General features: G+C 73.4%; 19 protein-coding genes and 1 pseudogene. 12 read left to right on the plus strand and 8 right to left on the minus strand.

Translation table 11 applies throughout. The annotated features are described in order from the left end of the window. Window positions 1-88: 88 nt before the first annotated feature. Window positions 89-1,444 carry an aspartate aminotransferase family protein gene (locus ACIQFU_RS22480; RefSeq protein WP_402553845.1) on the minus strand — a complete coding sequence of 452 codons (1,356 nt, stop codon included), beginning with the start codon at window positions 1,442-1,444 and terminating at the stop codon, window positions 89-91. A gap of 214 nt (window positions 1,445-1,658) precedes the next feature. On the opposite strand from ACIQFU_RS22480, the gene ACIQFU_RS22485 reads away from it, so the two are divergent. Next, entirely contained in the window at window positions 1,659-3,569 is a 1,911-nt protein-coding gene (locus tag ACIQFU_RS22485; protein ID WP_402553846.1) for a serine/threonine-protein kinase, read from the plus strand. Between the two features lie 31 nt (window positions 3,570-3,600). Here ACIQFU_RS22485 and ACIQFU_RS22490 read toward each other — a convergent pair whose 3' ends face one another. Next, window positions 3,601-4,368 carry an SLATT domain-containing protein gene (locus ACIQFU_RS22490; protein WP_402553847.1) on the minus strand — a complete coding sequence of 256 codons (768 nt, stop codon included), beginning with the start codon at window positions 4,366-4,368 and terminating at the stop codon, window positions 3,601-3,603. A gap of 270 nt (window positions 4,369-4,638) precedes the next feature. Here ACIQFU_RS22490 and ACIQFU_RS22495 point away from each other — a divergent pair, with 270 nt between their 5' ends. From ACIQFU_RS22495 to ACIQFU_RS22505, 3 genes are all read left to right on the plus strand, one after another. Beyond that, window positions 4,639-4,980: a YbaB/EbfC family nucleoid-associated protein gene (locus tag ACIQFU_RS22495; protein ID WP_402553848.1), complete on the plus strand. Its 342-nt coding sequence runs from the start codon at window positions 4,639-4,641 to the stop codon at window positions 4,978-4,980. 85 nt (window positions 4,981-5,065) lie between these two features. Next, window positions 5,066-5,665: a recombination mediator RecR gene (recR, locus tag ACIQFU_RS22500; protein WP_031042987.1), complete on the plus strand. Its 600-nt coding sequence runs from the start codon at window positions 5,066-5,068 to the stop codon at window positions 5,663-5,665. After that, the gene (locus ACIQFU_RS22505) at window positions 5,658-6,317 is read left to right on the plus strand and encodes a DUF5063 domain-containing protein (RefSeq protein ID WP_402553850.1); all 660 of its coding nucleotides are present in this window, start codon (window positions 5,658-5,660) and stop codon (window positions 6,315-6,317) included. Before recR ends, ACIQFU_RS22505 begins: the two co-directional genes overlap by 8 nt. 84 nt (window positions 6,318-6,401) lie before the next feature. On the opposite strand, the gene ACIQFU_RS22510 is transcribed toward ACIQFU_RS22505, so the two are convergent. After that, entirely contained in the window at window positions 6,402-8,600 is a 2,199-nt protein-coding gene (locus ACIQFU_RS22510; RefSeq protein ID WP_402553852.1) for an FG-GAP repeat domain-containing protein, read from the minus strand. 301 nt (window positions 8,601-8,901) lie between these two features. Here ACIQFU_RS22510 and ACIQFU_RS22515 point away from each other — a divergent pair, with 301 nt between their 5' ends. The 4 genes from ACIQFU_RS22515 (at window position 8,902) to ACIQFU_RS22530 (ending at window position 13,514) form a co-directional block, all read left to right on the plus strand. Continuing rightward, entirely contained in the window at window positions 8,902-10,179 is a 1,278-nt protein-coding gene (locus ACIQFU_RS22515; RefSeq protein WP_402553854.1) for an aspartate kinase, read from the plus strand. Next, entirely contained in the window at window positions 10,179-11,264 is a 1,086-nt protein-coding gene (locus tag ACIQFU_RS22520) for an aspartate-semialdehyde dehydrogenase (RefSeq protein ID WP_402553856.1), read from the plus strand. The genes ACIQFU_RS22515 and ACIQFU_RS22520 overlap by 1 nt, the downstream gene beginning before the upstream one ends. Before the next feature lie 397 nt (window positions 11,265-11,661). Then, window positions 11,662-12,342, plus strand: a complete 681-nt coding sequence (locus tag ACIQFU_RS22525; protein ID WP_402553857.1) for a SigE family RNA polymerase sigma factor — start codon at window positions 11,662-11,664, stop codon at window positions 12,340-12,342. Further along, window positions 12,339-13,514 carry a hypothetical protein gene (locus tag ACIQFU_RS22530; RefSeq protein WP_402553859.1) on the plus strand — a complete coding sequence of 392 codons (1,176 nt, stop codon included), beginning with the start codon at window positions 12,339-12,341 and terminating at the stop codon, window positions 13,512-13,514. Before ACIQFU_RS22525 ends, ACIQFU_RS22530 begins: the two co-directional genes overlap by 4 nt. Window positions 13,515-13,536: 22 nt before the next feature. Here ACIQFU_RS22530 and ACIQFU_RS22535 read toward each other — a convergent pair whose 3' ends face one another. Further along, window positions 13,537-14,385, minus strand: a complete 849-nt coding sequence (locus ACIQFU_RS22535; RefSeq protein ID WP_402553860.1) for an SURF1 family protein — start codon at window positions 14,383-14,385, stop codon at window positions 13,537-13,539. Between the two features lie 143 nt (window positions 14,386-14,528). Between ACIQFU_RS22535 and ACIQFU_RS22540 the strand changes: the two genes are divergently transcribed. Beyond that, on the plus strand, window positions 14,529-16,373 hold the full coding sequence (locus ACIQFU_RS22540) for a prolyl oligopeptidase family serine peptidase (protein ID WP_402553861.1): 1,845 nt from the start codon (window positions 14,529-14,531) through the stop codon (window positions 16,371-16,373). Between the two features lie 28 nt (window positions 16,374-16,401). On the opposite strand, the pseudogene ACIQFU_RS22545 reads toward ACIQFU_RS22540, so the two are convergent. Further along, a pseudogene (locus ACIQFU_RS22545) lies at window positions 16,402-16,563 on the minus strand (GlsB/YeaQ/YmgE family stress response membrane protein); the annotation flags it as partial. A gap of 147 nt (window positions 16,564-16,710) precedes the next feature. Between ACIQFU_RS22545 and ACIQFU_RS22550 the strand changes: the two are divergent. Together ACIQFU_RS22550 and mgtA are read left to right on the plus strand one after the other, a co-directional pair. Continuing rightward, a complete protein-coding gene (locus ACIQFU_RS22550; RefSeq protein WP_402553862.1) occupies window positions 16,711-17,082 on the plus strand; it encodes an ArsR/SmtB family transcription factor in 372 nt (123 codons plus the stop codon). Then, complete coding sequence (mgtA, locus tag ACIQFU_RS22555; protein ID WP_402553863.1) at window positions 17,075-19,645, plus strand: magnesium-translocating P-type ATPase; 2,571 nt, start codon at window positions 17,075-17,077, stop codon at window positions 19,643-19,645. The genes ACIQFU_RS22550 and mgtA overlap by 8 nt, the downstream gene beginning before the upstream one ends. Here the strand turns inward: mgtA and ACIQFU_RS22560 are convergent. Beyond that, a complete protein-coding gene (locus ACIQFU_RS22560; RefSeq protein WP_402553864.1) occupies window positions 19,636-21,228 on the minus strand; it encodes an LCP family protein in 1,593 nt (530 codons plus the stop codon). The genes mgtA and ACIQFU_RS22560 overlap by 10 nt on opposite strands. Before the next feature lie 122 nt (window positions 21,229-21,350). Between ACIQFU_RS22560 and tatA the strand changes: the two genes are divergently transcribed. Beyond that, window positions 21,351-21,566: a Sec-independent protein translocase subunit TatA gene (tatA, locus tag ACIQFU_RS22565; protein ID WP_402553866.1), complete on the plus strand. Its 216-nt coding sequence runs from the start codon at window positions 21,351-21,353 to the stop codon at window positions 21,564-21,566. Window positions 21,567-21,596: 30 nt separating this feature from the next. On the opposite strand, the gene ACIQFU_RS22570 is transcribed toward tatA, so the two are convergent. Continuing rightward, on the minus strand, window positions 21,597-22,019 hold the full coding sequence (locus tag ACIQFU_RS22570; RefSeq protein WP_402553868.1) for a twin-arginine translocase TatA/TatE family subunit: 423 nt from the start codon (window positions 22,017-22,019) through the stop codon (window positions 21,597-21,599). A gap of 82 nt (window positions 22,020-22,101) precedes the next feature. Then, entirely contained in the window at window positions 22,102-23,997 is a 1,896-nt protein-coding gene (locus ACIQFU_RS22575; RefSeq protein ID WP_402554108.1) for an NAD-binding protein, read from the minus strand. Window positions 23,998-24,339 lie beyond the last annotated feature (342 nt).

Genomic DNA, 24,339 nt, shown 5'->3' on the forward strand with positions numbered 1-24,339 from the left:
TGTTCATACACGGGAGGTGTGTTCGTACATACGTCTACCGCGTACGAGCACGCAACCCTACGCGCTCGGGTCCGGCGCCCGTTCCCGGCTACCGTGTGTACTCGTCCGCCACGGACAGTGCGGTGTCCAGGGCCGCGAGGCCCTCCTTCAGCTCCGCCTCGGTGATGTTGCACGGCGGGACCACGTGGGTGCGGTTCATGTTCACGAACGGCCACAGGCCGTGCGCCTTGGCGGAGGCGGCGAACGCGGACATGGGCGCGGCCGCCTGTCCGGACGCGTTGTAGGGCACCAGCGGCTCCCGGGTCTCCCGGTCCTTCACCAGCTCCAGCGCCCAGAACATGCCGGTGCCGCGCACCTCGCCCACGCTCGGGTGGCGCTCGGCCAGCTCCCGCAGCGCCGGTTCGACGACCTCGCCGCCGAGCCGGGCGGCGTGCTCGACGACGCCCTCCTCGGCCATGACGCCGATCGTCGCGGCGGCGGCGGCACAGGCCAGCGGGTGTCCGGAGTAGGTCAGCCCGCCGGGGTAGGGCCGCTCGGCGAAGGTCGCGGCGATCTCGCCGGAGATCGCGACGCCGCCGAGGGGCACGTAGCCCGAGTTCACGCCCTTGGCGAAGGTCATCAGGTCGGGCACGACGTCGTACAGGCCGGCGGCGAACCACGTACCGGTCCGGCCGAACCCGGCCATGACCTCGTCGAGCACGAACACGATGCCGTACTTGTCGCAGATCTCGCGCACCCCGGCCAGGTAGCCGGCCGGCGGCGTCATGATCCCCGCGGTGCCCGGGATCGTCTCCAGGACGATCGCGGCGACGGTCCCCGGGCCCTCGAAGGCGATCGTCGTCTCCAGGTGCTCCAGCGCCCGCGCGCACTCCTGCTCCTCGGTCTCGGCGTAGAAGCGCGAGCGGTACAGGAACGGCGCCCAGAAGTGCACGACACCGGCCGTGCCGCTGTCGGAGGCCCAGCGGCGCGGGTCACCGGTGACGTTGACCGCCTGCTGGGTGCCGCCGTGGTACGAGCGGTAGGCGGAGAGCACCTTGGGGCGGCCCGTGTGCAGCCGGGCCATGCGCAGGGCGTGCTCGACGGCGTCGGCGCCGCCGTTGGTGAAGAAGATCTTGTCCAGGTCACCGGGCGTCCGCTCGGCGATCAGCCGGGCCGCCTCCGAGCGTGCCTCGACGGCGAACGCGGGCGCGAACGTCGTCATCCTCGCCGCCTGCTCCTGGATCGCGGCGACGACCTTCGGGTGCTGGTAGCCGATGTTCGTGTAGACGAGCCCGCTGGAGAAGTCGAGGTAGCGCTTCCCTTCGTAGTCCCAGAAGTACGACCCCTCGGCGCCGGCGACGGCGAGCGGGTCGATGAGCTCCTGCGCTGACCAGGAGTGGAAGACGTGCGCGCGGTCCGCGGCCTTCACGGCGGCGCCGGCCTGGGGATTGGGCTGAGGGGTCATGCGGCCGAGGGTAGATGTCCGCGATGCGGAAACGGAATCGGCGTCCTGTCTGCGGTCGGGAGCTTTCCACGACAGGTTGTCGACGCGACGCGGACGCGTATCCGAAGCGCGGGGCCGCTCCGTTACGGAACCGTGGACAACGCTCGTCCTTCGCGCGACCGCCTGCGCACTATCCTCGCCCTGTTGCTCACGTTCGGGGGGAAGGCGGCGCAGCATGCGGAAACTGGGGGACGGGGACCCACAGCACATCGGGGCCTACCGGCTGCTGGGGCGGCTGGGGGCGGGCGGTATGGGCCATGTCTATCTGGCCCGCTCGGACCGCGGGCGCACCGTCGCCGTCAAGCTGGTGCGCGAGGAGCTGGCCGCGCTGGACGAGTTCCGCGAGCGGTTCCGGCAGGAGGTCGAGTCCGCGCGCCGGGTCGGCGGGCACTGGACGGCGCCCGTACTGGACGCGGACACCGAGGCCGCGGTGCCGTGGGTGGCCACCGGGTACGTCGCGGGGCCCAGCCTCCAGCAGGTCGTCGGGCACGACCACGGTGCTCTGCCGGAACGTTCCGTGCGCACGCTGGCGGCCGGTCTCGCCCACGCGCTCCAGGACATCCACGCCGCCGGGATCGTCCACCGCGACCTCAAGCCGTCCAACGTCCTGGTCACCATCGACGGTCCGCGCGTCATCGACTTCGGCATCGCGCGGGCCCTGGAGACGGTGACCGACGGCGGCCTCACCCGCACCGGCGCGCTGGTCGGCTCGCCCGGCTTCATGGCACCCGAGCAGGTGCGCGGCGACCGCGTCACGCCCGCGTGCGACGTCTTCTGCCTCGGCTCGGTCCTCGCCTACGCCGCCACGGGCGACCTGCCCTTCGGCACCGCGAACAGCGGCGTGCACGCGCTGATGTTCCGCATCGCGCAGGAGGAGCCCGACCTGGAGGGCGTGCCCGAGGGCATCGCCGACCTGGTACGCGACTGCCTGAAGAAGGACCCCGCCGCGCGGCCGGGTCTCGCCGAGGTCCTGGAGCGCACGGGCGCGCAGGACACGGTCACCGACGGCCGGTCCCGCGACCCGTGGCTGCCCGGCGCCCTGGTGGCCCAGCTCGGCCGGCACGCGGTACGGCTCCTGGACACGGAGAACCCCGAGGACGCCGGACCCGCGGCAGACGCCGAAGAGGCGGGCGGCAAGGCGCCGCACGGCGCGGGCACGGAGCCGACACCGGACGGTCCGACGCCGGTGGGTCCGCCGCCCCCGCGTGAGCCGGGCAGTGGCGGCACCCCGCTGAACCACCTCCCGACCCTGGTCGCGGGCCAGACCCCGCCCACGCCGCCGCCCGCGGCCAACGGCCACCAGCAGCCGCCCGCGCCGGGTCACGCCCCGGTCCCGGACGCGGCATGGCACGCCTCGCAGCCCGGCTACCAGCAGCCGGCCTACCCGCAGCCGGGGTACCAGCAGCCGGGCCATCCGCACCCGTACGGCGGGGGCGGTCTCGGCCCGACCCCGCCCCAGGGGCCGCCACCGTACGGATCCCCGCACGAGCCGGCCCGGAGCACCCGCTCCTCCACCGCGCTGCTGATCGTCGTCGCCCTGGTGGTCGCGCTGGGCGCGGGCGGCGCGGTCTACGCCCTGATGCGCGGCGACGGCGGCGACACGGCGGGCGGCGACCCCACGCCCACGCGGTCCACCGGAGCGCCGCAGGACCCGGGCAAGGGCTCGCCCGGCACGTCCGATCCCGCGGGGGGCCAGTCGCCGTCGACCGGCTCGACCGCTCCGGCCGCCGACGAGGGCACCGTCCCGGCCGGGTACGTGGGCGACTGGACGAGCACCATCGACAACGCCTCCGGCACACACCCCCGCAGGCTGACCATCACGCAGGGCGAGGTCGGCGACACGGTGCTGACCCTCGTGGCGGACGGCCCGACGGACGCCGGCACCTACCACTGCGTGTTCGACGCCGTCCTCACCGCCGAGCCGGGCGCCGACGGGCCGCTGCGGCTCGGTCCGTCCCAGGTCAGGTCCGGTCCCTCCACCAGTTGCGCCCCGGGCGGGTCCACCACGGTCACCCTGCTGCCGGACGGCGGTCTGGAACGCACCAACGACGACACGGGCGAGTCCCTGGTCTACACCCGCGGGTGAGGTGAGCGGACGCGGTCCCGCCGCCGGGAGGTCACCGGGGCTCCGGCGGGCGCTGGCGTGGCATGTTCGGGCGGGAGCCGTTCTGCGGGGGGACGGGGAAGCGGCCGGTGGTGCCGGTGCCCGCGCCCTCCGGTCGCGGCCCGTCGGCCGCCGCCGCGGTGTGCGGCCCCAGGGGCGCCGGTCCCGGACGGAAGCTCACCATCCAGTCCGTCGTCTCCGCCCGCACCAGCTCCGTCACGTCCTCCGAGAACCGCCGCAGCACCAGCAGACACCGCTCCGCGGCCTCGCTCGCCGTCCCCTCCGCCGGTCCCAGCACCTCCCGCACGCTCTCCGACGCCCAGTCGAACTGGAGCGCCTGGAGCCGGCGCTGCACCGCCTGCGCCGTGGCCACGTCCCGCATCCACCCGGCCGTGACCCCGAAGTACCGGTCACCCGTCACACACGCCACCGCCCACAGCAGCGCCAGATACCCCCAGGGCGCCACCCCGCCCGCCGCCCCGGACAGGTCGAGCAGCGGCAGCGCCGCCCCGGCGGCCGCGCCCACCGCGGCCCCGCACCGCAGCAGCACGGCGCCGCGCCGCTTCCACACCCGGTCCGCGAGATACCAGGCCGCCGTGTCCAGCGCGCCCCGCTCCACCCACCGGTACAGCTCGTCGAGGCGCTCGGCGGGCAGGGCCCAGTCCCCGAGGGGAAACGCCCGCCCGGTCAGGTCGCCCGGCCGCGTCCCGGCCGCCCCCTCACCGCCACCGCCCGCTCCGTTGTGCGGCGGCCCCTCGGGCTGCATCTCCGGCTGACCCACCCGGCACTCCCTACTGCTCGCCACTGCTCGCCGTACCGCTCGCCGTCCGCGAGGACTCATACGCCGGAACCCCGCGCCGGAACCCTTCCTACCGCCCAATGGGTGGCGAAGAGCCTTGTTCCGCCGGTTTTCCGCCCGGAAGAGGGCGTTGATCAGGTATAGGGCTGCCACGACATCACTCGAAAGAGTGCTGGGGCGAGGGCCGCCCGGACCACGTAGGCTCGTGCCGAACGGCAAAACCGTCGTGACCGGACTTGATGGGAGCTGAACGTGATCCCCGGTGGTGGCCAGCCCAACATGCAGCAGCTGCTCCAGCAGGCCCAGAAGATGCAGCAGGACCTGGCGAAGGCCCAGGAGGAACTGGCCCGGACCGAGGTCGACGGCCAGGCGGGCGGCGGCCTGGTGAAGGCCACGGTCACCGGCTCCGGCGAGCTGCGCGGGCTCAGGATCGACCCGAAGGCGGTGGACCCGGAGGACACCGAGACCCTCGCCGACCTGATCGTCGCCGCCGTCCAGGCGGCCAACGAGAACGCGCAGAACCTCCAGCAGCAGAAGCTCGGCCCGCTCGCCCAGGGGCTGGGCGGCAGCGGCATCCCCGGCCTGCCCTTCTGAACCGTCTCTCCGGTTCGCCTTTCTCAGACCGACCGGAGCCATCTACCGTACGTAGTGCACGAACCTCAGGAAGGACGGCAGTCCGTTGTACGAAGGCGTGGTCCAGGACCTCATCGACGAACTCGGGCGGCTGCCCGGCGTCGGTCCCAAGAGCGCGCAGCGGATCGCCTTCCACGTCCTGCAGGCCGAGCCGACCGACGTACGGCGGCTCGCCCAGGCCCTCATGGAAGTGAAGGCCAAGGTCCGCTTCTGTGCGACCTGCGGAAACGTCGCGCAGGAGGAGCAGTGCAACATCTGCCGCGACACCCGGCGCGATCCTTCCGTCATCTGCGTGGTGGAGGAACCGAAGGACGTCGTCGCCATCGAGCGCACCCGTGAGTTCCGCGGGCGCTACCACGTGCTCGGCGGCGCGATCAGCCCGATCGACGGGGTCGGCCCCGACGACCTCCGCATCCGTGAGCTGCTGGCCCGCCTGGCGGACGGCACGGTCACGGAGCTCATCCTGGCCACGGACCCGAATCTGGAGGGCGAGGCCACGGCCACGTACCTCGCCCGCATGATCAAGCCCATGGGCCTCAAGGTCACCCGCCTGGCCAGCGGCCTCCCGGTGGGCGGCGACCTGGAGTACGCGGACGAGGTGACCCTCGGCCGCGCCTTCGAGGGGAGACGACTCCTAGATGTCTGACGCCACGCTGCACGCGACCAACCAGAACCCGGACGACTTCGCGGTCCAGATCGCCGACCAGATCGAGAGCTTCCTGGTGGCCGTCACCGAGGTGGCGAAGGGCGACGAGCCCGACTCGGCCGTGCCCTTCCTCCTCCTGGAGGTCTCCCAGCTGATGCTGGCCGGGGGCCGCCTGGGCGCCCACGAGGACATCGTTCCCGACGAGCGCTACGAGCCCGACCCGGGCCCGGAGCTGGACGTGGACGAGATCCGCGAGAACCTGGCCCGCATCCTCGACCCGATCGACGTCTACTCCGAGGTCTTCGACCCCTACGAGCCGCGCAAGGCCCCGGTCCCGGCCCGTATCTCCGACGACCTCACCGACGTCATCACCGACCTGCGCCACGGCATGGTCCACTACAAGGCCGGCCGCACCACGGAGGCGCTGTGGTGGTGGCAGTTCTCCTACTTCTCCAACTGGGGCTCCACCGCCTCCGCGACCCTGCGCGCCCTCCAGTCCGTCGTCGCCCACGTCCGCCTGAACCAGCCCCTGGAGGAGCTGGACGGCCTCGACACCGACCAGGAGCTGGGCGACGAGACCCTGGAGTCGGAGGCCGGCCGCGTCATGGTCCGGGAGATCGCGGGCCCGCTGGGCCTGCGGCCGGTGAAGTAGCGGCGCCCTTCGAGACGGGCTCCGGGCTCCGGGTCCGGTCCCCGCCCGGTCGACCGACGTGTCGAGGGACCTGTCTCCGGGCCGTCAGGCCAGCGAGGTGTGGGCCGGATCCGTGACCGGGAGGCTCCCGCTGCGACGGGTGCCGAAGGGGGCACGCCAGTCCCCCGTGCCCGGGTAGTAGTAGGTGCCGTGGTCCGTGTACGCGAACAGATCGGGGTGCCCGTCGCTGTCGGTGTCGCCGATGCCGACGGTGTACCGGTAGATGTCCCAGCCGGTACCGATCCGGGTGCGGGCGGCGAAGGTGCCGTCGCCCTTGCCGAGGTAGAGCCAGAGGACGCCGTCCTTGTCGCGGGCGACCAGGTCACCGGTAGCGGCCCCGCCGATGTCGCCGGTCGCGGTGAGCTGGTCGTAGACGTCCCAGCCCCCGCCGACCCGGGTGCGGCTCCCGAAGGGTGCGCGCCAGTCGCCGGTTCCCTCGTAGAGCCAGAGGACGCCGGACTTGTCGGTGGCCAGGAGGTCGGGTTTGCCGTCATTCGTGAGGTCGCTGCCCGCGGCGAGCTGGTCGTAGACGCCCCAGCCCCCGCCGATGCGGCTGCGGGTGGCGAAGGTGCCGTCGCCCTTGCCGAGGTAGAGCCAGAGGACGCCGTCCTTGTCGCGGGCGACCAGGTCACCGGTAGCGGCCCCGCCGACGTCCCCGGTCGCCTCGATCCGGTCGTAGGCGTTCCAGCCGCCGCCGACGAGTTCGTTCTCCCCTTCGTGGATCGCGTTGCGGGAGTCCGAGCGCCACAGCCGGCCGGAGGTGTCCCGGGCCAGGAGATCGGGGGTTCCGTTGTCGTTGAAGTCGTGGGGAGCGGCGGGTGACCTGACGACCGTGAAGGTGCCGGAGGCGGTCAGGGTCGGGCCGATGCCGTTGAGCGGGCTCGCGGAGATCTCCCACACGTAGTCGCCGTTGTACGCCGTGAGTTGTGAGTCGTTCAGACTTCCGCCCCATCCCGAAGTGAACTCCGGTGACGTGGGCCGGCTGAACCGGAGTTCCTCCGTCTTCCCGGTGCGAACGTGGCGCAGGGTGGCCGTGATGTCCGCGTTGCTCCGGGAGAGGGTCCAGGTCAGGTTCCGTCCGCCGCCGCGGCTGAGATCGATCACCTCGGGGATGTCGTGGCCCACCAGGGTCAGGCGCGTCGGCTCACCCGTGCTCGCGACCAGGGACGCGCTCGGGGCCCCGCCGGCCGTGCCCGTGTCGACGCGGTAGAGCCCCTCGCCGAGGGCGGTGGTGCCGCCGCGGGCGTAGAGGATCCCGTCGGGGGAGACCGCGGACGAGGTGACATGGTCCAGGAGCTTGGTCCTGGTGCCCGTCGTCAGGTCGTAGGCCGTCAGGGCGAACAGCGGTTTGGGGGCATCGGCGGTGAGGCCGCCGGGCAGGCCGTAGATCAGCTGGTCGCCCTGGAGGCCGAACCTCAGGTTGTTGGTCCACTGGTCGCCCAAGAGAATCCGGCGCGTCTCGCCGGTCGCGCGCGTGCGGACCACCGCGTTGGTCTCCGTGGGTCCGTGCTCGACCCACGCGACGTGGGTCGCGGAGACGGCGATGCCCTCCAAGCCGATGTCCTCGCGCACGCCGGTTTCCGTGATGGTGCCGGTGGCGAGGTCGATCAGGGCCCAGCGGTCTTCGTAGAAGCCGGATTCGGTGGGGGCCCGGTAGGTGAGCACGGCGTGTGCGGACGTGCCCGGGCCGACGGAGACGGCGTGGTAGCCACGGGGAAAACTGATCACTGTCGAGGTCACGTCGTCCGTGGTGTGCATGCGCACGTCGATGCCCCCCTCGGCCCTGGCCGCCGTGCTGAACAGGGCTCGCCCGGCGGCGCCCGCGTAGGCGCCGGTGCCTCCGCCCTCCTTGAACCTGACCTTGAAGAGCTGTCCGCCGGTGGGCGCGTCCTGGAGCCAGGCCTCGGAGCCCGTGCTCACCGCCAGCAGATCGCCCGCACCGGTGGGCAACACGGACAGGCCGTCCGGCAGCGCGGTCACGGCACCGTCCGAAGCCCGGACCCACGAGCGGGCCGAGGACGAGGGGCCCTTGGTCAGATAGCCCGATGCGGTCGCCCCCTCGATCGCGTGGCCGACCGGGAACGCCGCGGCGGACTCGGCCCCGGCCTGCCGGGCCGTCGACGCGGCCGGTGCCGCAGGCACTGCCTGGGCCGGACCGGGCGCCCCGGTCAGGACGGCCGTGACGGCGAGGACAACGGTGGCGGCGGTCGTGAGCCGGCGGCCGGCCGGGCGTGCGTGAGACAAGGCGGTGATCCTCCCCAGGGCGTGGCGCACCGCGCGCCACAGCCCTCAGACTCACCACCGGCCCCAAGGGTTGTGCGTCAGCCAACCCGTCTTTCCACGTGGCGGGAAGCCACTTGTGAACGTGTGACACACCGCACTTTCCCGAGTGACCCGCCTCGCCCTGGGCATGAGCCAGCCTGAGCGAGTACCCGGGTCTCACCATGCGATACCGCAGGGGGGAAATCCGGACGCTCGGTAAAATGAGCCGACCGCAGTACATATACGTACGTGCGGAAAGAGACGGATTGAGCGAGGAGCGCACGTGGGCCTTGTCGTGCAGAAGTACGGAGGCTCCTCCGTAGCCGATGCCGAAGGCATCAAGCGCGTCGCCAAGCGGATCGTGGAAGCGAAGAAGAACGGCAACCAGGTGGTCGCCGTCGTTTCCGCGATGGGCGACACGACGGACGAGCTGATCGATCTCGCCGAGCAGGTTTCCCCGATCCCTGCCGGGCGCGAACTCGACATGCTGCTGACCGCCGGAGAGCGTATCTCCATGGCGCTGCTGGCCATGGCGATCAAAAACCTGGGGCACGAGGCCCAGTCGTTCACCGGCAGCCAGGCCGGAGTCATCACCGACTCGGTCCACAACAAGGCCCGGATCATCGACGTCACACCGGGGCGCATCAAGACCTCGGTGGACGAGGGCAACGTCGCCATCGTGGCCGGCTTCCAGGGCGTCAGCCAGGACAGCAAGGACATCACCACGCTGGGCCGCGGCGGTTCCGACACCACGGCCGTGGCCCTCGCCGCCGCGCTCGACGCGGACGTCTGCGAGATCTACACCGACGTCGACGGCGTGTTCACCGCCGACCCGCGCGTGGTGCCGAAGGCGAAGAAGATCGACTGGATCTCCTTCGAGGACATGCTGGAGCTCGCTGCCTCCGGCTCCAAGGTGCTGCTCCACCGTTGCGTGGAGTACGCCCGCCGGTACAACATCCCGATCCACGTGCGGTCCAGCTTCAGCGGGCTGCAGGGCACGTGGGTCAGCAGCGAGCCGATCAAGCAAGGGGAAAAGCACGTGGAGCAGGCCCTCATCTCCGGAGTCGCGCACGACACCTCCGAGGCCAAGGTCACGGTTGTCGGCGTGCCCGACAAGCCGGGCGAGGCCGCCGCGATCTTCCGCGCCATCGCCGACGCCCAGGTCAACATCGACATGGTCGTGCAGAACGTGTCCGCCGCCTCCACCGGCCTGACGGACATCTCGTTCACGCTGCCCAAGACCGAGGGCCGCAAGGCCATCGACGCGCTGGAGCGGAACCGGCCGGGCATCGGCTTCGACTCGCTGCGCTACGACGACCAGATCGGCAAGATCTCCCTGGTCGGCGCGGGGATGAAGAGCAACCCGGGCGTCACCGCCGACTTCTTCACCGCGCTCGCCGACGCCGGGGTGAACATCGAGCTGATCTCGACCTCCGAGATCCGCATCTCGGTCGTCACCCGCAAGGACGACGTGAACGAGGCCGTGCGCGCCGTGCACACCGCCTTCGGGCTGGACTCCGACAGCGACGAGGCCGTCGTCTACGGAGGCACCGGACGCTGATGTCCGGCATGCAAGACACCGGCCGGGACGGCCGTACCGGCAGGCCCACGCTCGCCGTCGTGGGCGCGACCGGCGCCGTCGGCTCGGTCATGCTCCAGATCCTGTCCCAGCACGCGGACGTCTGGGGCGACATCCGCCTGATCGCCTCCCCCCGCTCGGCCGGCCGCAAGCTGGCCGTGCGGGGGGAGGAGGTCGAGGTCGCCGCGCTGAGCGAAGAGGCCTTCGACGGGGTCGACGTCGCCATGTTCGACGTGCCCGACGAGGTGGCCGCCCAGTGGGCGCCCCTCGCCGCCGCCAAGGGAGCGGTGGTGGTCGACAACTCCGGCGCGTTCCGGATGGACCCGGACGTGCCGCTGGTCGTGCCCGAGGTCAATCCGCACGCGGTGCGGATGCGGCCGCGCGGCATCGTCGCCAACCCGAACTGCACGACGCTGTCCATGATCGTGTCGCTGGGCGCGCTGCACGCCGAGTTCGGGCTGCGCGAGCTGGTCGTCTCCTCGTACCAGGCGGTCAGCGGGGCCGGGCGGGACGGCGTGGACACACTGCGCCGGCAGCTGTCGCTGGTGGCCGGCACCGAGCTGGGGACCCACCCCGGCGACGTGCGGCGGGCCGTCGGCGACGACACCGGGCCGTTCCCGGAGCCGGTCGCGCTGAACGTCGTGCCGTGGGCCGGGTCGCTGCGGGAGGACGGCTGGTCGTCGGAGGAGATGAAGGTGCGGGACGAGACCCGCAAGATCCTCGGGCTGCCGCAGCTGCCGGTCGCCGTGACCTGCGTACGGGTTCCGGTGGTGACCACGCATTCCCTGACCGTGCACGCCCGCTTCGAGGGCGAGGTCAGCGTCGACGGGGCCCGGGAGATTCTGGCCACCGCGCCCGGCGTCGTGCTGTTCGACAACCCGGCCGCGGGGGAGTTCCCCACGCCCGCCGACGCGGTCGGCACCGACCCGACCTGGGTCGGCCGGGTGCGCCGGGCCCTGGACGACCCGACCGCGCTGGAACTCTTCGTGTGCGGGGACAACCTCCGCAAGGGCGCCGCGCTGAACACCGCGCAGATCGCGGAGCTGGTGGCGGCCGAGTTCGGCTGACCATCGGTCAGAAACGGATCAGTAGGGCAAAAGCCCTGGCTGCCATGGATTTCATTTGTAGGATCCATGGACGAGATGTGATCCGGAAGTTGGTCCGGACTACTTGTACCGGACACCCGTGCCGTCAGAGGATTTCCTCCCCGCCCTCCGCAACCGTGCGAGCGGCGGGGAGCGTCTTTGCGGACACCCATTCGGGGCGCGGGGACGCGTGGTTCGGCGTGGGGACGCCGAGGACGGGCGTGGGGACGCCCGTTCACACGGACATAGGGGAAGAGCGGACGATGAGGGCCTATGACGCACCGTCGGGAGGGTGGCCGCCCGGGCGGCTGTCCGGCGGACACGGGAACGTGACGCCCGGCACGTACAACCCTCCGGGGGGTGGGAGTGTCCAACTGGCGTGGCAGAGGTTCTCGAATTCACCGCAGGGGCACGGGGGGCGGCGCTGCGTCCACCCGTCCCGCCCGCCCGGTCCGTCCGTCCCCGTGTGGCCGGTCCGGCCGGTGGCATGCCGGTGATCGCGCCCATGCCCGCAGCGCGGCCGGCCCGCATATCGAACCAGCGCGACGGCGCCGAGGAGGCGGCGGCGGGGACCACCGTCGACCACCTCACCGAGACCTACCGGGCGCACTACCGCTCGCTGCTCGGCCTCGCCGCCCTCCTCCTCGACGACACGGCCTCCTGCGAGGACGTGGTCCAGGAGGCCTTCATCCGCGTCCACTCGGCGCGCAAACGCGTCCGTGACCCGGAGAAGACCCTGGCGTACCTGCGTCAGACCGTCGTGAACCTCTCGCGCTCGGCGCTGCGCCGCCGCATCCTCGGCCTCAAGCTCCTCTCCAAGCCCATGCCCGACATGGCCAGCGCGGAGGAGGGCGCCTACGACCAGCTGGAGCGGGACTCCCTGATCAAGGCGATGAAGGGGCTGCAGCGCCGGCAGCGCGAGGTCCTGGTCCTGCGCTACTTCGCCGACATGACGGAGTCCCAGGTCGCCGAGACGCTCGGCATATCCCTGGGCTCGGTCAAGGCATACGGTTCGCGGGGGATCGCCGCGCTCAGGGTGGCCATGGAGGCACCGGCATGAGTGACGGCGACGACGAGCGACCGGACACCCGCGAGGGGAACGACGTGCCCGCCGGACCGGACGGGCGAGAGCAGCACGAGCACACGCACGCTGGGAACGGAACTGTGAACCACGGCCCCGCCGAGCAGGGCCCCGACGCCCCGGGCGCCGACGGGCCGGCCACCGACGAGGCAGCGCTGCGCGCGATGATGCGGCGGGCGGTCGGGGAGATGCAGCCGGGCGACGGCACCCTGGAGCACCTGCGGCGGGCCGTTCCCGCCCGGCGGACCCGCAAGCGCCAGGCCTTCGTCGGCGCGGCGGCCGCGGTCCTCTTCCTCGGCACGGCGGTCCCGGCCCTCGTGCACGTCTCCAACTCCACCGGCGCGGGTGCCGACCCGGCCGTCGCGGGCAACGCCTCACAGGCCCAGGGCGGCGCCTCCCAGGGCAAGGACCCGGCCGGCGGCCAGAGCGGCATCGCCGGTTCCGGGGACAGAGCAGAGGGCAGGGACAAGGCCGGTCCCGAGGAGACGCCGGGCGGCAGGGAGAGCGGCGCCTCGACGGGCTCCTCCCCCTCGGACGCCCCCAGTGCCTCCAGCCCCGCCGGCACCCCCGCCTGCGCGCCGGGGTCGCTCGGCCCGGCGGTCGCCAGCAGCGCCGAGCCGGACTCCACGGGCGTGGTCTACGGCTCCTTCCGGGTCACCAACGTCTCCTCGGGCGGCTGTACCGTCGACGCCCCCGGCAGCGTGGTCACCGCCTCGCTGGGCGCCGCGGACGCCACCAGGGTCGGCACCGCGCGGCACGCCGCCGGGGACGCCGCGGCCGGGCTGCCCGACCCGTCGCTGGAGACGCCCTCGCTGACCCTGGCGCCCGGGGCCGCGTACGAGGTGCGGTTCGCCTGGGTGCCCTCGGAGACCTGTCCCACCACCGGCGGCACCACGGGGGGCGGCACGGGCGGGCCCTCGCCCGACCCCTCGCCCTCCGGTGACACGACCGCCGCGGGCGGGAGCTCCGCGGGCGGCGGCGGAGAGGCGGGCCCCACGGCCCAACTGGTCACCCGGGACGGCCCGGCCGAGGGGAGCGTGTCGGTGACGTACACCCCCGCGGGCGGCTCCGGCTCGGCGACGGCCACGGTGACCAACGCGTGTGTGGGGACCGTGTACTGGACGGGGCTGCTCGCGGACCAGGGGGCGTGAGCGGGGGCCCGGCCCCACGGGATCAGGAGGTGAGCCCCGCCCTGGGCTCGCCGGCCTTGTCCTCGGCCGCTTCGGTCGCCCCGGTCGCTCCGCTCCCGCTGCTCTCGTCGTCCTGCGTGATCAGTCCCAGCTCCGCGTCCCGGGCGAGTTCGACCTCGCGGCGCAGCAGCCGGAACCACATGAAGACCACGAAGCCGACGAAGGCGAACCACTCGGCGGTGTAGCCGAGGTTCTGGAAGGCCTTCAGGTCGAGCCCCGTGTTCTGCGGCGCGCTCACGGGCACGGCCCGCATCCCGGAGTCGCCCTCGTTCAGCGTGACCCACGCGTCGTACACGTCGTACGGCACGAGGTTGAGCAGCGTCGCCGCGCTGATCGCGCCGGTCTGCCCCGCGGGCCACCCGGAGCGGCCGCTGACGCCGCCCGCGCCGGGAGACTCGGCGGCCTGGAGCGCTCCGGTGACGGTGACCTCGCCGGCGGGCGGCGCCGGGGCCCTGGCCGGGTCGGGCTCGCCGGGCAGCCAGCCGCGCACGACGGGCAGGGCCTTGCCGCTGTCGGTGCGCAGGAGGGTGAGGACGTAGAAGCCGTCCTGGTCGTCCAGCTTCCGCTCCGGGACCAGCAGCTGGTCGTCGTACCGGCCGGTGACGGTGGTCTGCTTGCCGACCGTCGCCTTGTCCACGGGCAGCAGCTCGGTCAGCGGGCGCGCCGCTTCCCGGCGGGCCGACTCGTGCTGCGTGGAGGCGGTCTCGTGGTCCTGCACCCGGTCCTCGAACCGGCCGAGCTGCCAGGAACCCATGAAGATGCAGAAGGGGATGGCCAGGACGACGAAGACGTTGATCCCCCACCATCGGGGCGTCAGCAGAAACCGGTACACGCCCTCCACGGTACGGTGCGGGCCCGGAAGACCCTGCCGCGGGGCTGTGGAAAACGTGGGGGAGAAGGGGTGGACGGAGGAGGTTGTCCACAGGCTGGGGATCTCTTCTGCACGGTGCCGCCCGCTCGGGGCAGTATGGGGCCATGACTGAGAGCAACGGGTCCGTTCCGCCGGACATGGATGCGGCCGTGGACGGACGGCGGACGCAGGACGAGCAGGTGCCCGACTGGGAGAAGCGGTTCCGGGCGCCGAGGGTGTCACTGCCCGACTGGGCCGAGGACGCCCCGGACCGCTCACTGTTCGTGTCGAACGCGACGGGGACGTACGAGCTGTACGCCTGGGACCGTTCGAGCGGCGAGCAGCGCCAGGTCACGGACCGGCCCAACGGCACGACGGACGGGGTGCTCGCGCCCGACGGCGAGTGGATCTGGTGGTTCGACGACAAGGACGGCGACGAGTTCGGCGTCTGGCGCCGCCAGCCCTTCGCGGGCGGTGCGGACGAGGAGGCCGTGCCGGGCCTCGACCCCTCCTACCCGGCGGGCCTCGCCCTCGGCCGGGACGGCCGTACGGCGGTGATCGGCCGTTCCACCGACGAGGACGGTACGACGATCCACCTCGCGCACGCGGGCGGGCCCCCGGCGGAGATCTACCGGCACCGCGAGTCCGCGGGCGTCGGCGACCTCTCCCACGACGGATCCCTCGTCGCGATCGAGCACACCGAGCACGGCGACGCCATGCACTCGGCGCTGCGCGTCCTGCGCCCCGACGGCGGCACGGTCGCCGAGCTGGACGACACCGAGGGCGGCGAGAAGGAGCTGGGCCTGGAGGTGCTGGGCTTCGCGCCGGTCGACGGCGACACCCGTCTGCTCATCGGCCACCAGCGCCGGGGCCGCTGGGAGCCCCTGGTGTGGGACGTGGCGACGGGCGAGCAGACCGACCTCGCCCTGGAGCTGCCGGGCGACGTGAGCGCCGAGTGGTACCCGGACGGCAGCGGACTGCTGATCGTGCACGGCTTCGAGGCCCGCAGCGAGCTGTTCCGCTACGACTTCGCCGAGCGCGGGCTGACGGAGATCGACACCCCGGCGGGCACGGTCTCCGGGGCCACGGCCCGCCCCGACGGCAGCGTGGAGTACCTGTGGTCCTCGGCCGCCGAGCCGTCGGCCGTCCGCTCCACCACCGGCCGCGTCGTCCTGGACCCGCCCGGCCTGAAGTCGCCCCGCTCGGTGCCGGTGGAGGACGTGTGGGTGGAGGGGCCCGGAGGCCGCATCCACGCCCTGGTCCAGAAGCCGGCCGGCGCGGCCGGTCCGCTGCCGACGGTCTTCGACATCCACGGCGGCCCGACCTGGCACGACAGCGACGCCTTCGCGGCGGGCCCGGCCGCCTGGGTCGACCACGGGTACGCGGTGGTCCGCGTGAACTACCGGGGCTCCACCGGGTACGGCCGCGCGTGGACCGACGCCCTCAAGCACCGGGTGGGCCTCATCGAGCTGGAGGACATCGCGGCGGTGCGCGAGTGGGCGGTGACCTCGGGCCTCGCGGACCCCGAGCGTCTGATCCTCACCGGCGGCTCCTGGGGCGGGTACCTCACCCTTCTCGGCATCGGCACCCGGCCCGAGGCGTGGACGCTGGGCATCGCGGCCGTGCCGGTCGCCGACTACGTCACCGCGTACCACGACGAGATGGAGGGCCTCAAAGCCCTCGACCGCACCCTGCTGGGCGGCACCCCCGAGGAGGTCCCCGAGCGCTTCGAGGCCTCCTCCCCGCTGACCTACGTCGACGAGGTCAAGGCCCCGGTGTACATCTCCGCGGGCGTCAACGACCCGCGCTGCCCGATCCGCCAGGTCGAGAACTACGTCGAGCGCCTGAAGGCCAGGGGCGCCGTCCACGAGGTCTACCGCTACGACGCGGGCCACGGCTCCCTGGTCGTGGACGAACGGATCAAGCAGGTGCGCCTGGAGCTGGATTTCGCGGCGCGGCACCTGCCCTGATCCCGTCGGGACGGCCCGGGGGTGGCCGGTCGCGGGAGTCGCCGAACAGGAGGCGGCAGCCGATGAGCAGGACGAGGGAGCCGCCGATCAGGGTGGTGCCGATCAGTCCGTCCGGGGCGCGTCCGGGCAGCAGGACCTTGGCGGCGGCCCCGGCCGGCAGTCCCAGGACGATCCGGCCGATGACGCCCATGTCGGTTCCTCCGAGTGCGGTTCGGGTCGGTCACTCCGGATCCGTGCACGTCCGGCCGGGAACCGCCGCCGGACCCGCCGCCTAGACTGGGCCCGCCCCGGCGGGTCCGACGGCCGGCGGGGCGAAGAACGGGACAGGAGTGGGACTGTGACGGCACGAGCGGGGGGAGCGGACCACGAGGAGCCGTCCGACGAGGTGCTGGGCCGGGCGGCTGAGGCGTTCGGCCTGCTCGCCGCCCCCGCGCGCCTGCACATCGTCTGGCTCCTCGCCCGGGGGGAGAAGGACGTCAGCGGCCTGGCCGAGCAGGTCGGCGGCGCGCTGCCGGCCGTCAGCCAGCATCTGTCGAAGCTGAAGCTGGCCGGCCTGGTGCGTTCCCGCCGCGAGGGCCGCCGCCAGGTGTACTACGTCGACGACCCGGGCGTCGTGGCAGTGGTGCGCCTCATGATCGGGCAGCTCACCGAGCAGGAGCGCGAGCAGGGCGCCCGGCCGCTGCGCCGGCTGCGCGGGACCGGTGCCTGACCGCCTCCTGGCAGCACCGGCCCGGCCGGCGGACCTCGGGCCCGCCGACGGTCCGGCGACCGGTGGCCTGACCTCCCTGCAACTGCTCCGGGCACTGGGCGCGTCGCCGCGCGGGCTGACCGAGGACGACGCCGTGGTCCGCCTCGGGTCGCACGGTCCCAACCTGCTGCCGGCGCGCCGGGCCGCCTCCTGGCCGGTGCGCCTGGCGCGCAGCCTGCGCGATCCGTTCACGGCGGTGCTGTTCGCCCTCGGCGTGGTCTCCGCCGCCGTCGCCTCCTGGGGCACGGCCGGGGTGATCCTGGCCCTGGTCGCGGTCAGCTGCGTACTGCGCTCGCACGGTGAGCACCGGGCCGAGCGGGCCATGGACCACCTGCGGGACCTGGTCGCCACCACCGTGAGCGTGCGGCGCCGGGCCGGCCCCGGGGCCGACCCCGTCGTGCGCGAGATACCCGTCGACGAGGTCGTGCCCGGCGACGTAGTCCGCCTCGGGCCGGGCGATCTGGTCCCGGCCGACGTACGGCTGCTGCGCGCCCACGGGCTGACCGTGGACCAGTCGGCGCTGACCGGCGAGTCGGCCCCGGTGGCCAAGGAGGCCGGCGAACCGTCCGGCGCGGACACCTCGTTCGCGCGCCCGGACATGTGCTTCCAGGGCAGCACGGTCGTCGCGGGCAGCACCTCCGCCGTGGTGGTCGCCACCGGCGCCCGCACCCGGTTCGCCGCCGGGCACGCACCGGGCGGTCCGCGTACGCCGAGCGCGTTCGACCGTTCGGTGCACGGCATCTCGTGGGTGCTGATCCGGTTCGTGCTGCTCACTCCGCCGCTGGTGCTCATGGCGAACGCGGCGCTGCGCGGGCGTGGCCTGGAGACGCTGCCGTTCGCGGTCGCGGTCGCGGTGGGACTGACGCCGGAGATGCTCCCGGTGGTCGTCACCACCTGCTTGACCCGGGGCGCGGCCACGCTCGCCCGCACCCACGGGGTGATCGTCCGCCGCCCGCCCGCCCTGCACGACCTCGGCGCGACGGACGTGCTGTGCCTGGACAAGACCGGCACGCTCACCCAGGACCGGCCGGTGGTCGCCGAGGCCGTCGACGCCGCGGGCCGCGCCGCGCCGGACGTGCTGGCCCGGGCGGCGGTCAACGCCTGGTGGACCCTGCACATCGCCGACCTGCCCGTCCCCGACCCGCTCGACGAGGCCCTCCTGGAGGCCTGCGACCCGGAGGAGGCGATGGCGTACGACCCGGTGGCCGCGCTGCCCTTCGACACCGTGCGCCGGCTGTCCACGGCCGTCGTGCGCACCCCCGGCGTGCTCGGTGGCCACACCCTCCTCGTCAAAGGCGCGGCGGAATCCGTGCTCGAGCGGTGCGCGATGGACGGGGCCGAGCGGGAGCGGCTGGCCCGGGAAGCCGCCCGCCTCGCGGCCCGGGGGGTGCGGGTCCTGGCCGTCGCCACCGGCGAGCGCGTGGCCCGCACCCGCCCCTGCACTCCCGCCGACGAACGCGGCCTGGCCTTCCTCGGCTTCGTCACCTTCCGCGACGCCCTCGCCCCCGGCGCGGCCGACGCCCTCGGCCGCTTCGCCGACCGCGGGGTCGCCGTCAAGGTCCTCACCGGCGACCACCCCGCCACGGCCGCCCGGGTCTGCCGGGACCTGGGCCTGGAACCGGGTGAGGTGGCCGACGCCGGTGCCGCGGAGGCGCTCGACGACGAGGAACTGGCCGCGCTGGCCGCCCGCACCACGGTCTTCGCCCGCTGCACGCCCGAGCACAAGGCACGGGTCGTCACCGTGCTGCGCCGGCGCGGCCACACCGTCGGCTTCCTCGGCGACGGCGTCAACGACCTGCCCGCGCTGCGCGCCGCCGACGTCGGTGTGTGCCCGTTGGGCGGCGTGGAGGTGGCCCGCCGCAGCGCCGACGTGGTGCTGGCGGACAAGGACCTCACGGCCGTGGACCAGGCGATCGCCGCGGGCCGGCACGCGGGCGGCAACATCGCCTCGTACCTGCGGATCACGCTCTCCTCCAACCTCGGCAACGTGATGGCGATGCTCGCCGCGGGGCTGCTGCTGCCCTTCCTGCCCATGTTCCCCGCACAGGTCCTGGTGCAGAACCTGTGCTTCGACGCGGCGCAGCTCGCCCTCGCCCACGACCGCCCGGCCCGCCGTGAACTGGCCCGTCCGGCCGTGCTGCGCCCCGTGCCGTTCCTCCGCCTCATCACCGGTTTCGGGCTGCTCGGCGCCCTGGCCGACCTGGCCACCTTCGCCGCCCTGGCGGCCACCGCGTCGGCGGCGCACGACGAGGGCGCCTTCCACTCGGGCTGGTTCACCGAGAACCTCCTCACCCAGGCCCTCGTCATGCTCCTGATGCGCACCGGGGTCCGGCCCGTGCCCCGGCCCCTGCTGGCCGCCGCCGCCGCGCTGGCCGCGGTCGGCCTCGCGCTGCCGTTCACGCCGCTGGGCACGCCGCTGGGCCTGGAGCCGTTGCCGGCCGTCTACTACGGGCTGCTCGCCGCGATCCTGACCGGGTACGCGGCGGTCCTCGCGCTCCTGACCCGGCGCGGGCGTCAGCCGTAGGAGAGGTCGGAGCAGGGATCGGCGTCGGCCGTGCGGGCGTCGCCGTCCGGGGCTCCGGACGCCTCCCCGGCCCCGGACTCCCCGGGGGCCGGTGTCCGCGCCGCGTCGCCGGTGTAGTCGCCGCCCACGACCAGGACGAGACCGTCCCCGGCGACGGGTTCCAGACGGGCGCCCGGGAACAGCGGGGCGAGTGTCTCGGCACCGTCCTTGTGGGCCGGACCGTACTGGATCACGGTGGTGGCGTGGTCCCGGCGGTCGGCGTTGCCCGTCGTGGTGACGGTGAAGCCGTGCTCCCGGAGGGTCCCGGCGGCGCGGGCGGCCAGCCCGGAGGTGTGGGTGCCGTTGCGGACGGCGACCGCGACGCCCCGGCCGGACACCTCGGCGGCCGTGCCTTCGCCGGAGCCGTGGTCGCCGCCCCCGCTCCCACTTCCGCTCCCGCCCCCGGAGCCGGAGCCCGAGCCGGTCTCGGTGTCGGAGCCGTCCGGGGCGCGGTCGTTCCCGAGCGACGCCCACAGGTCGTCGGCGTCCGGCTCGACGACGGCCACGCGGTCGCCCGCGTAACGCCAGGGGATGGTGACGAACCGGGTGTTGTGCAGGTCGACGTCCTTCAGCGACATGGCGAACTTCAGCAGCTTGTCGGCCGAGCCGAGCCCCGGGTCGACCGTCAGGGAACCGGTCGCGGCCTCGGCCAGCGGCAGTAGCCGCGTCGGGGTGAAACCGTCCTCCTTGATCTTCTTCAGCAGGGCGGACATGAACGCCTGCTGGCGCTTGATGCGGCCGATGTCGGAGCCGTCGCCGATGCCGTGCCGGATCCGGACGTAGTCCAGCGCCCGCTGCCCGGAGACGTTCTGGACGCCCTTGTCGAAGAGCTTGTCACCCCGCGTCGCGCGGTTCGGGTTGAGGTCGCGCTGGTAGACGTCCTGGGGCAGGCACACCTCGACGCCGCCGACGACGTCCGTGAGCGAGGCGAAGCCCTGGAAGTCGACGACCACGGTGTGGTCCACCCGCAGCCCGGAGAGCTTCTCCACGGTGTTCTGGGTGCAGGCCGGGTTGCCCCCGGCGGTCTGCCCGACCGAGTAGGCGGCGTTGAACATCGTGTCGGGCCGTTCCTCGGTCCAGGTCCCGTCGGGCAGCCTGCACGGCGGGACGGTCACGAGGGTGTCGCGCGGGATGGACACGGCGACGGCGTGCCGACGGTCGGCGTAGACGTGGAGCAGCAGGGCGGTGTCCGAGCGGCCGATGTCGCCCTTGTCGCCACCGCCGAGGTCGGCGTTGCCTCCGGTGCGCGCGTCCGAGCCGATGACCAGGACGTTCTCGCCCTTCGTCGCTGCGGCGGGGCGGTCGTCGGATATGCCGTCCGCGCTGAAGGTGTCGATGTTGCCGGTCAGCCGCAGGTACAGCCAGCCCGCCCCGGCCGTCGCGAGCACGACCACCGCCAGGCAGGTCGCGAGGACGGGCCGCAGCCGGCCGCGACCGCGCCGGCGGCCGGAGCGTCGGCCGTTCCCGTCGCCCGCGCGCCGCCGGGCGCGGTGCGGTGTCCCCGGGCCGTGCCGTGGGGGAGTCGCCTGCTGGTCCGTGGTCATGTGAGCGCCTCGTCCGAATCGGTGGTCCGGTGGTCCGGTCGTGCGGAGGGAGCGGCCGGCCCAACCAAAGTTGTATAGTTGCGCAATATAGCAACTGTATGTGATGGGAAAGGGGTGGAGGAATGCTCCGCAACGGTCTGGAGCCGTGGCACCTGCTCGTCGTGGTCGTCGTGTTCATCGCGCTGTTCGGCTCGAAGAAACTGCCCGACATGGCGCGTTCGCTCGGCAAGTCGGCCCGCATCCTCAAGAGCGAGGCCCGGGCGATGCGGTCCGAGGAGGAGCCGGCCGCCCCAGTCGTCTCCCCGCCTGGTGGCTCCGGCCCCGCCGCCGGCAGCTGAGTTGCGGGGCCCGGCGGGCGGCGCGGTCCGTCAGGTGGCCTCCGGGTCGAACGGGACGCGGGGTGTGGCGGCCTCCGGGCCCGGTCGCTGCCCGGCCGGGGTCGGCGAGCCGCCGGGTCCTGGCTCGGGGCCGGGCCGGGGGCCGGGTCCTGGCTCGGGTCCGGGCCCGGCTCCGGGATCGGGCTCCGGCTCGGCTCCGAGTCCTAGTGCGTCGCCGCCCAGGACGTGCTCGCGTACGAACCTCTCCGGCCGCACGTCGCGGAACTCGAAGTCCCGGAACTCCGGGCCGAGTCCGGAGCGGATCTCCTCCTCGGCACTGTCGGAGAGCTCCCGCACCTTGCGCAGGAAGCCCGCCACGTTCTGGATGACCTCCGGGAGCCGGTCCGGCCCGAAGAGGAGGACGGCCAGGACCGCCAGTGCGGCCAGTTCCATGGGGCCCACGTCGGAGAACACCGGCCACTCCTCGCGCAGACGTCGTTGGTCGGCTCCCCGGGGCGGGAGCCGACCCATAGTTTAGTACTTGCGCAAGTATTGACTACGTGCCGGTCCGGCCCTGCGTCCGTGCCTGCCGCCCCAGCAACTCCGCCAGCCCCCGCCGAGTCGCCGCCAGCACCACCCGGTCCGAGCCCCGCAGGACATACGTGTCGGGCAGCTCCCACACCAACCGGGACTCCCGCGCCCCCTGCGGGGCATCGCCCCCCGCCCGCTCACCGTCGGAGACGCCGTCGGACACCTCCAGCGCCAGCACCCGCCACGCCCCCGCCCGGAACGCCTCCCCGACCGTCCTCCCCTCCAGCTGCGGATGCCCCGCGACCTCCACCGCGGCGAACAGCAGCACCCGCCGCTCGACGGGGATCGCGCCGAGGATCTGGCGGCCCATCATCGCCCCGGCGAAGGACGGCGCCGCCAGGTGCGTCACGCTCCGGCTCCGGGTGAGCGCCCGCGGGTGCGCGGCGCGCAGCGTGCGGTACACGGCGGTCGCGAAGTCGTCGTCGTACAGCCGCAGCACCACCCGCAGCCGCGACCGTACGGACCGCGCGTACAGCACCGCCTCCAGGTTGGTCGTGTCCACACTGGTCAGCGCGAGCAGCGAATGCGCCCGGTGGATCTTGGCCGCCTCCAGGACGCCCTCCTGGGTGACGTCGCCGAGCACCACCGGCACCCGCAGCCGTCGTGCGGTCGCCATGCCGCGCGCCTCGGGGTCGGACTCCACGCACACCACGGGGATGTCCATCTCCCGCAGCCGGGTCAGCACGCGCGTGCCGATCTTGCCGAGACCCAGCAGAACGACGTGCCCGCCGAGCCCGCGCGGCGGCTTCCGCAGGGACGAGGCGGTGCGGAAGGTGCCGAGGGCCTCCAGGACGGCCGCCAGCAGGACCGGCAGCAGCAGCAGCCCGACGAAGCCGGACAGGAGCTGGAGGATCTGACGCCCGACGTCGTCGTTGTGCGCGGGCTCGTTGATGGAGAACAGGTCGAGCAGGGTCACGTACGTGGCGTGCAGCGGATGGTCGCCGGTGACCACCATCAGCGCGACGGCGAGCGCGACCACGCACGCCGCCAGACCGGCCAGCGACCACCGCAGCCGGCGCGAGAACAGCTCGCCGAACGCGGGCACACCGGCCCGTCCGGCGGGCAGCGGCGGCCCGGAGTACGACACCTGCTCCAGGGCCACGGTCCCGCGTCCGGTGGCCGCCTCCACCGCCGCCGCGTCGGGCAGCAGTTGCGGGCCGTGCTCGCCGCTGTCCTCCGAACCGTCCGCGCCGGCCGGGTCGTTGCTCGTCGCGGAGAGCAGCGCGAGGGTGCACAGGCCCGGGTCGGCCACCTCGCCCGGGCCGGGCGGGTTCCGTTCGACGGCGCGCAGCAGGATGCCGTCCGTCTCGACGATCTTGCTGGTGCCGACGAGGGCGGTGGCCGCCAGCGCGGGCGCGGCGGTGTCGGCGTCGGACAGCACGGTCGTGGACCCGGAACCGGAACCGGAGCCGGGACCGCCGCCGGTCGCCAGCGTGGCGCTCTGGTCGAGGAGTTCCTCGATGTGCTGGCCCAGGCGCCGGTTGTACAGGCGCAGGACCAGCCGCAGACGTGGGTTGAGCCGGCGTGCGGTCAGGGCGGCGCGGATGTTGGTCTCGTCGTCGTCGTACACCAGGGCCAGCGCGGTGGCCCCCTCGACACCGGCGTCCGCGAGCACGTCCTCGGTCGGCTCGGTGGCCTCCAGCTCGCGGCCGGCACCGCCCGGATCGCCGTTGCCCGACCGGTTGACGGCCGCGTTGACCATGTCGAGCAGCGCCGCCGAGGCCGCGCGGGCCCGGCCGACCACCGGCTGACGCACCCGGCGCCCGGAGGGCGGGACGACGAGTGTGACCTGTTCTCGGTAGACGCCGCGCAGTTCGGCTGCCAGCCGGTGCGCCAGTCCGTCGTCGCCGCACACCACCATGTGCGCGTATCCGTCGCCCTGCGGAACCTGGTTCGGAAAGCTCCCTGTATGAGTCCCCATTTGGGGAAGGACAGTACAGGCACCGGGTGCGGTTCCAGGGCTGCCGGAAGAGATCGAGGGCGGCACCGAAGACGTGGAAAGGTTGCCGGAGTTCGGCAATGACACGCGGTCGCGCCACATGTGACGATCGGTCTCACCGAAGCTCAGCGACGGGCGGGACGGGGGACGGCACGCAGGGCCGGCTGCTCGGGCCGGGTGACACGGGGGGTGTCACGGGGGCGTGCCGCTCGCCCCGTCGCTGGTCTTCGGCGGACCTCCGAAGGGCGTTCGACGGAGCGCCGC

This window comes from Streptomyces sp. NPDC093065, assembly GCF_044754585.1.
GTDB lineage: Bacteria > Actinomycetota > Actinomycetes > Streptomycetales > Streptomycetaceae > Streptomyces.

Excerpts from the sequence above, each read along its gene's own strand:
- ACIQFU_RS22480 (WP_402553845.1), bottom strand. The coding sequence starts at position 1,444 with ATGACCCCTCAGCCCAATCCCCAGGCCGGCGCCGCCGTGAAGGCCGCG.
- ACIQFU_RS22485 (WP_402553846.1), top strand. The coding sequence starts at position 1,659 with ATGCGGAAACTGGGGGACGGGGACCCACAGCACATCGGGGCCTACCGG.
- ACIQFU_RS22505 (WP_402553850.1), top strand. The coding sequence starts at position 5,658 with ATGTCTGACGCCACGCTGCACGCGACCAACCAGAACCCGGACGACTTC.
- ACIQFU_RS22520 (WP_402553856.1), top strand. The coding sequence starts at position 10,179 with ATGTCCGGCATGCAAGACACCGGCCGGGACGGCCGTACCGGCAGGCCC.
- ACIQFU_RS22530 (WP_402553859.1), top strand. The coding sequence starts at position 12,339 with ATGAGTGACGGCGACGACGAGCGACCGGACACCCGCGAGGGGAACGAC.
- ACIQFU_RS22540 (WP_402553861.1), top strand. The coding sequence starts at position 14,529 with ATGACTGAGAGCAACGGGTCCGTTCCGCCGGACATGGATGCGGCCGTG.
- ACIQFU_RS22560 (WP_402553864.1), bottom strand. The coding sequence starts at position 21,228 with ATGACCACGGACCAGCAGGCGACTCCCCCACGGCACGGCCCGGGGACA.
- tatA (WP_402553866.1), top strand. The coding sequence starts at position 21,351 with ATGCTCCGCAACGGTCTGGAGCCGTGGCACCTGCTCGTCGTGGTCGTC.
- ACIQFU_RS22575 (WP_402554108.1), bottom strand. The coding sequence starts at position 23,997 with ATGGTGGTGTGCGGCGACGACGGACTGGCGCACCGGCTGGCAGCCGAA.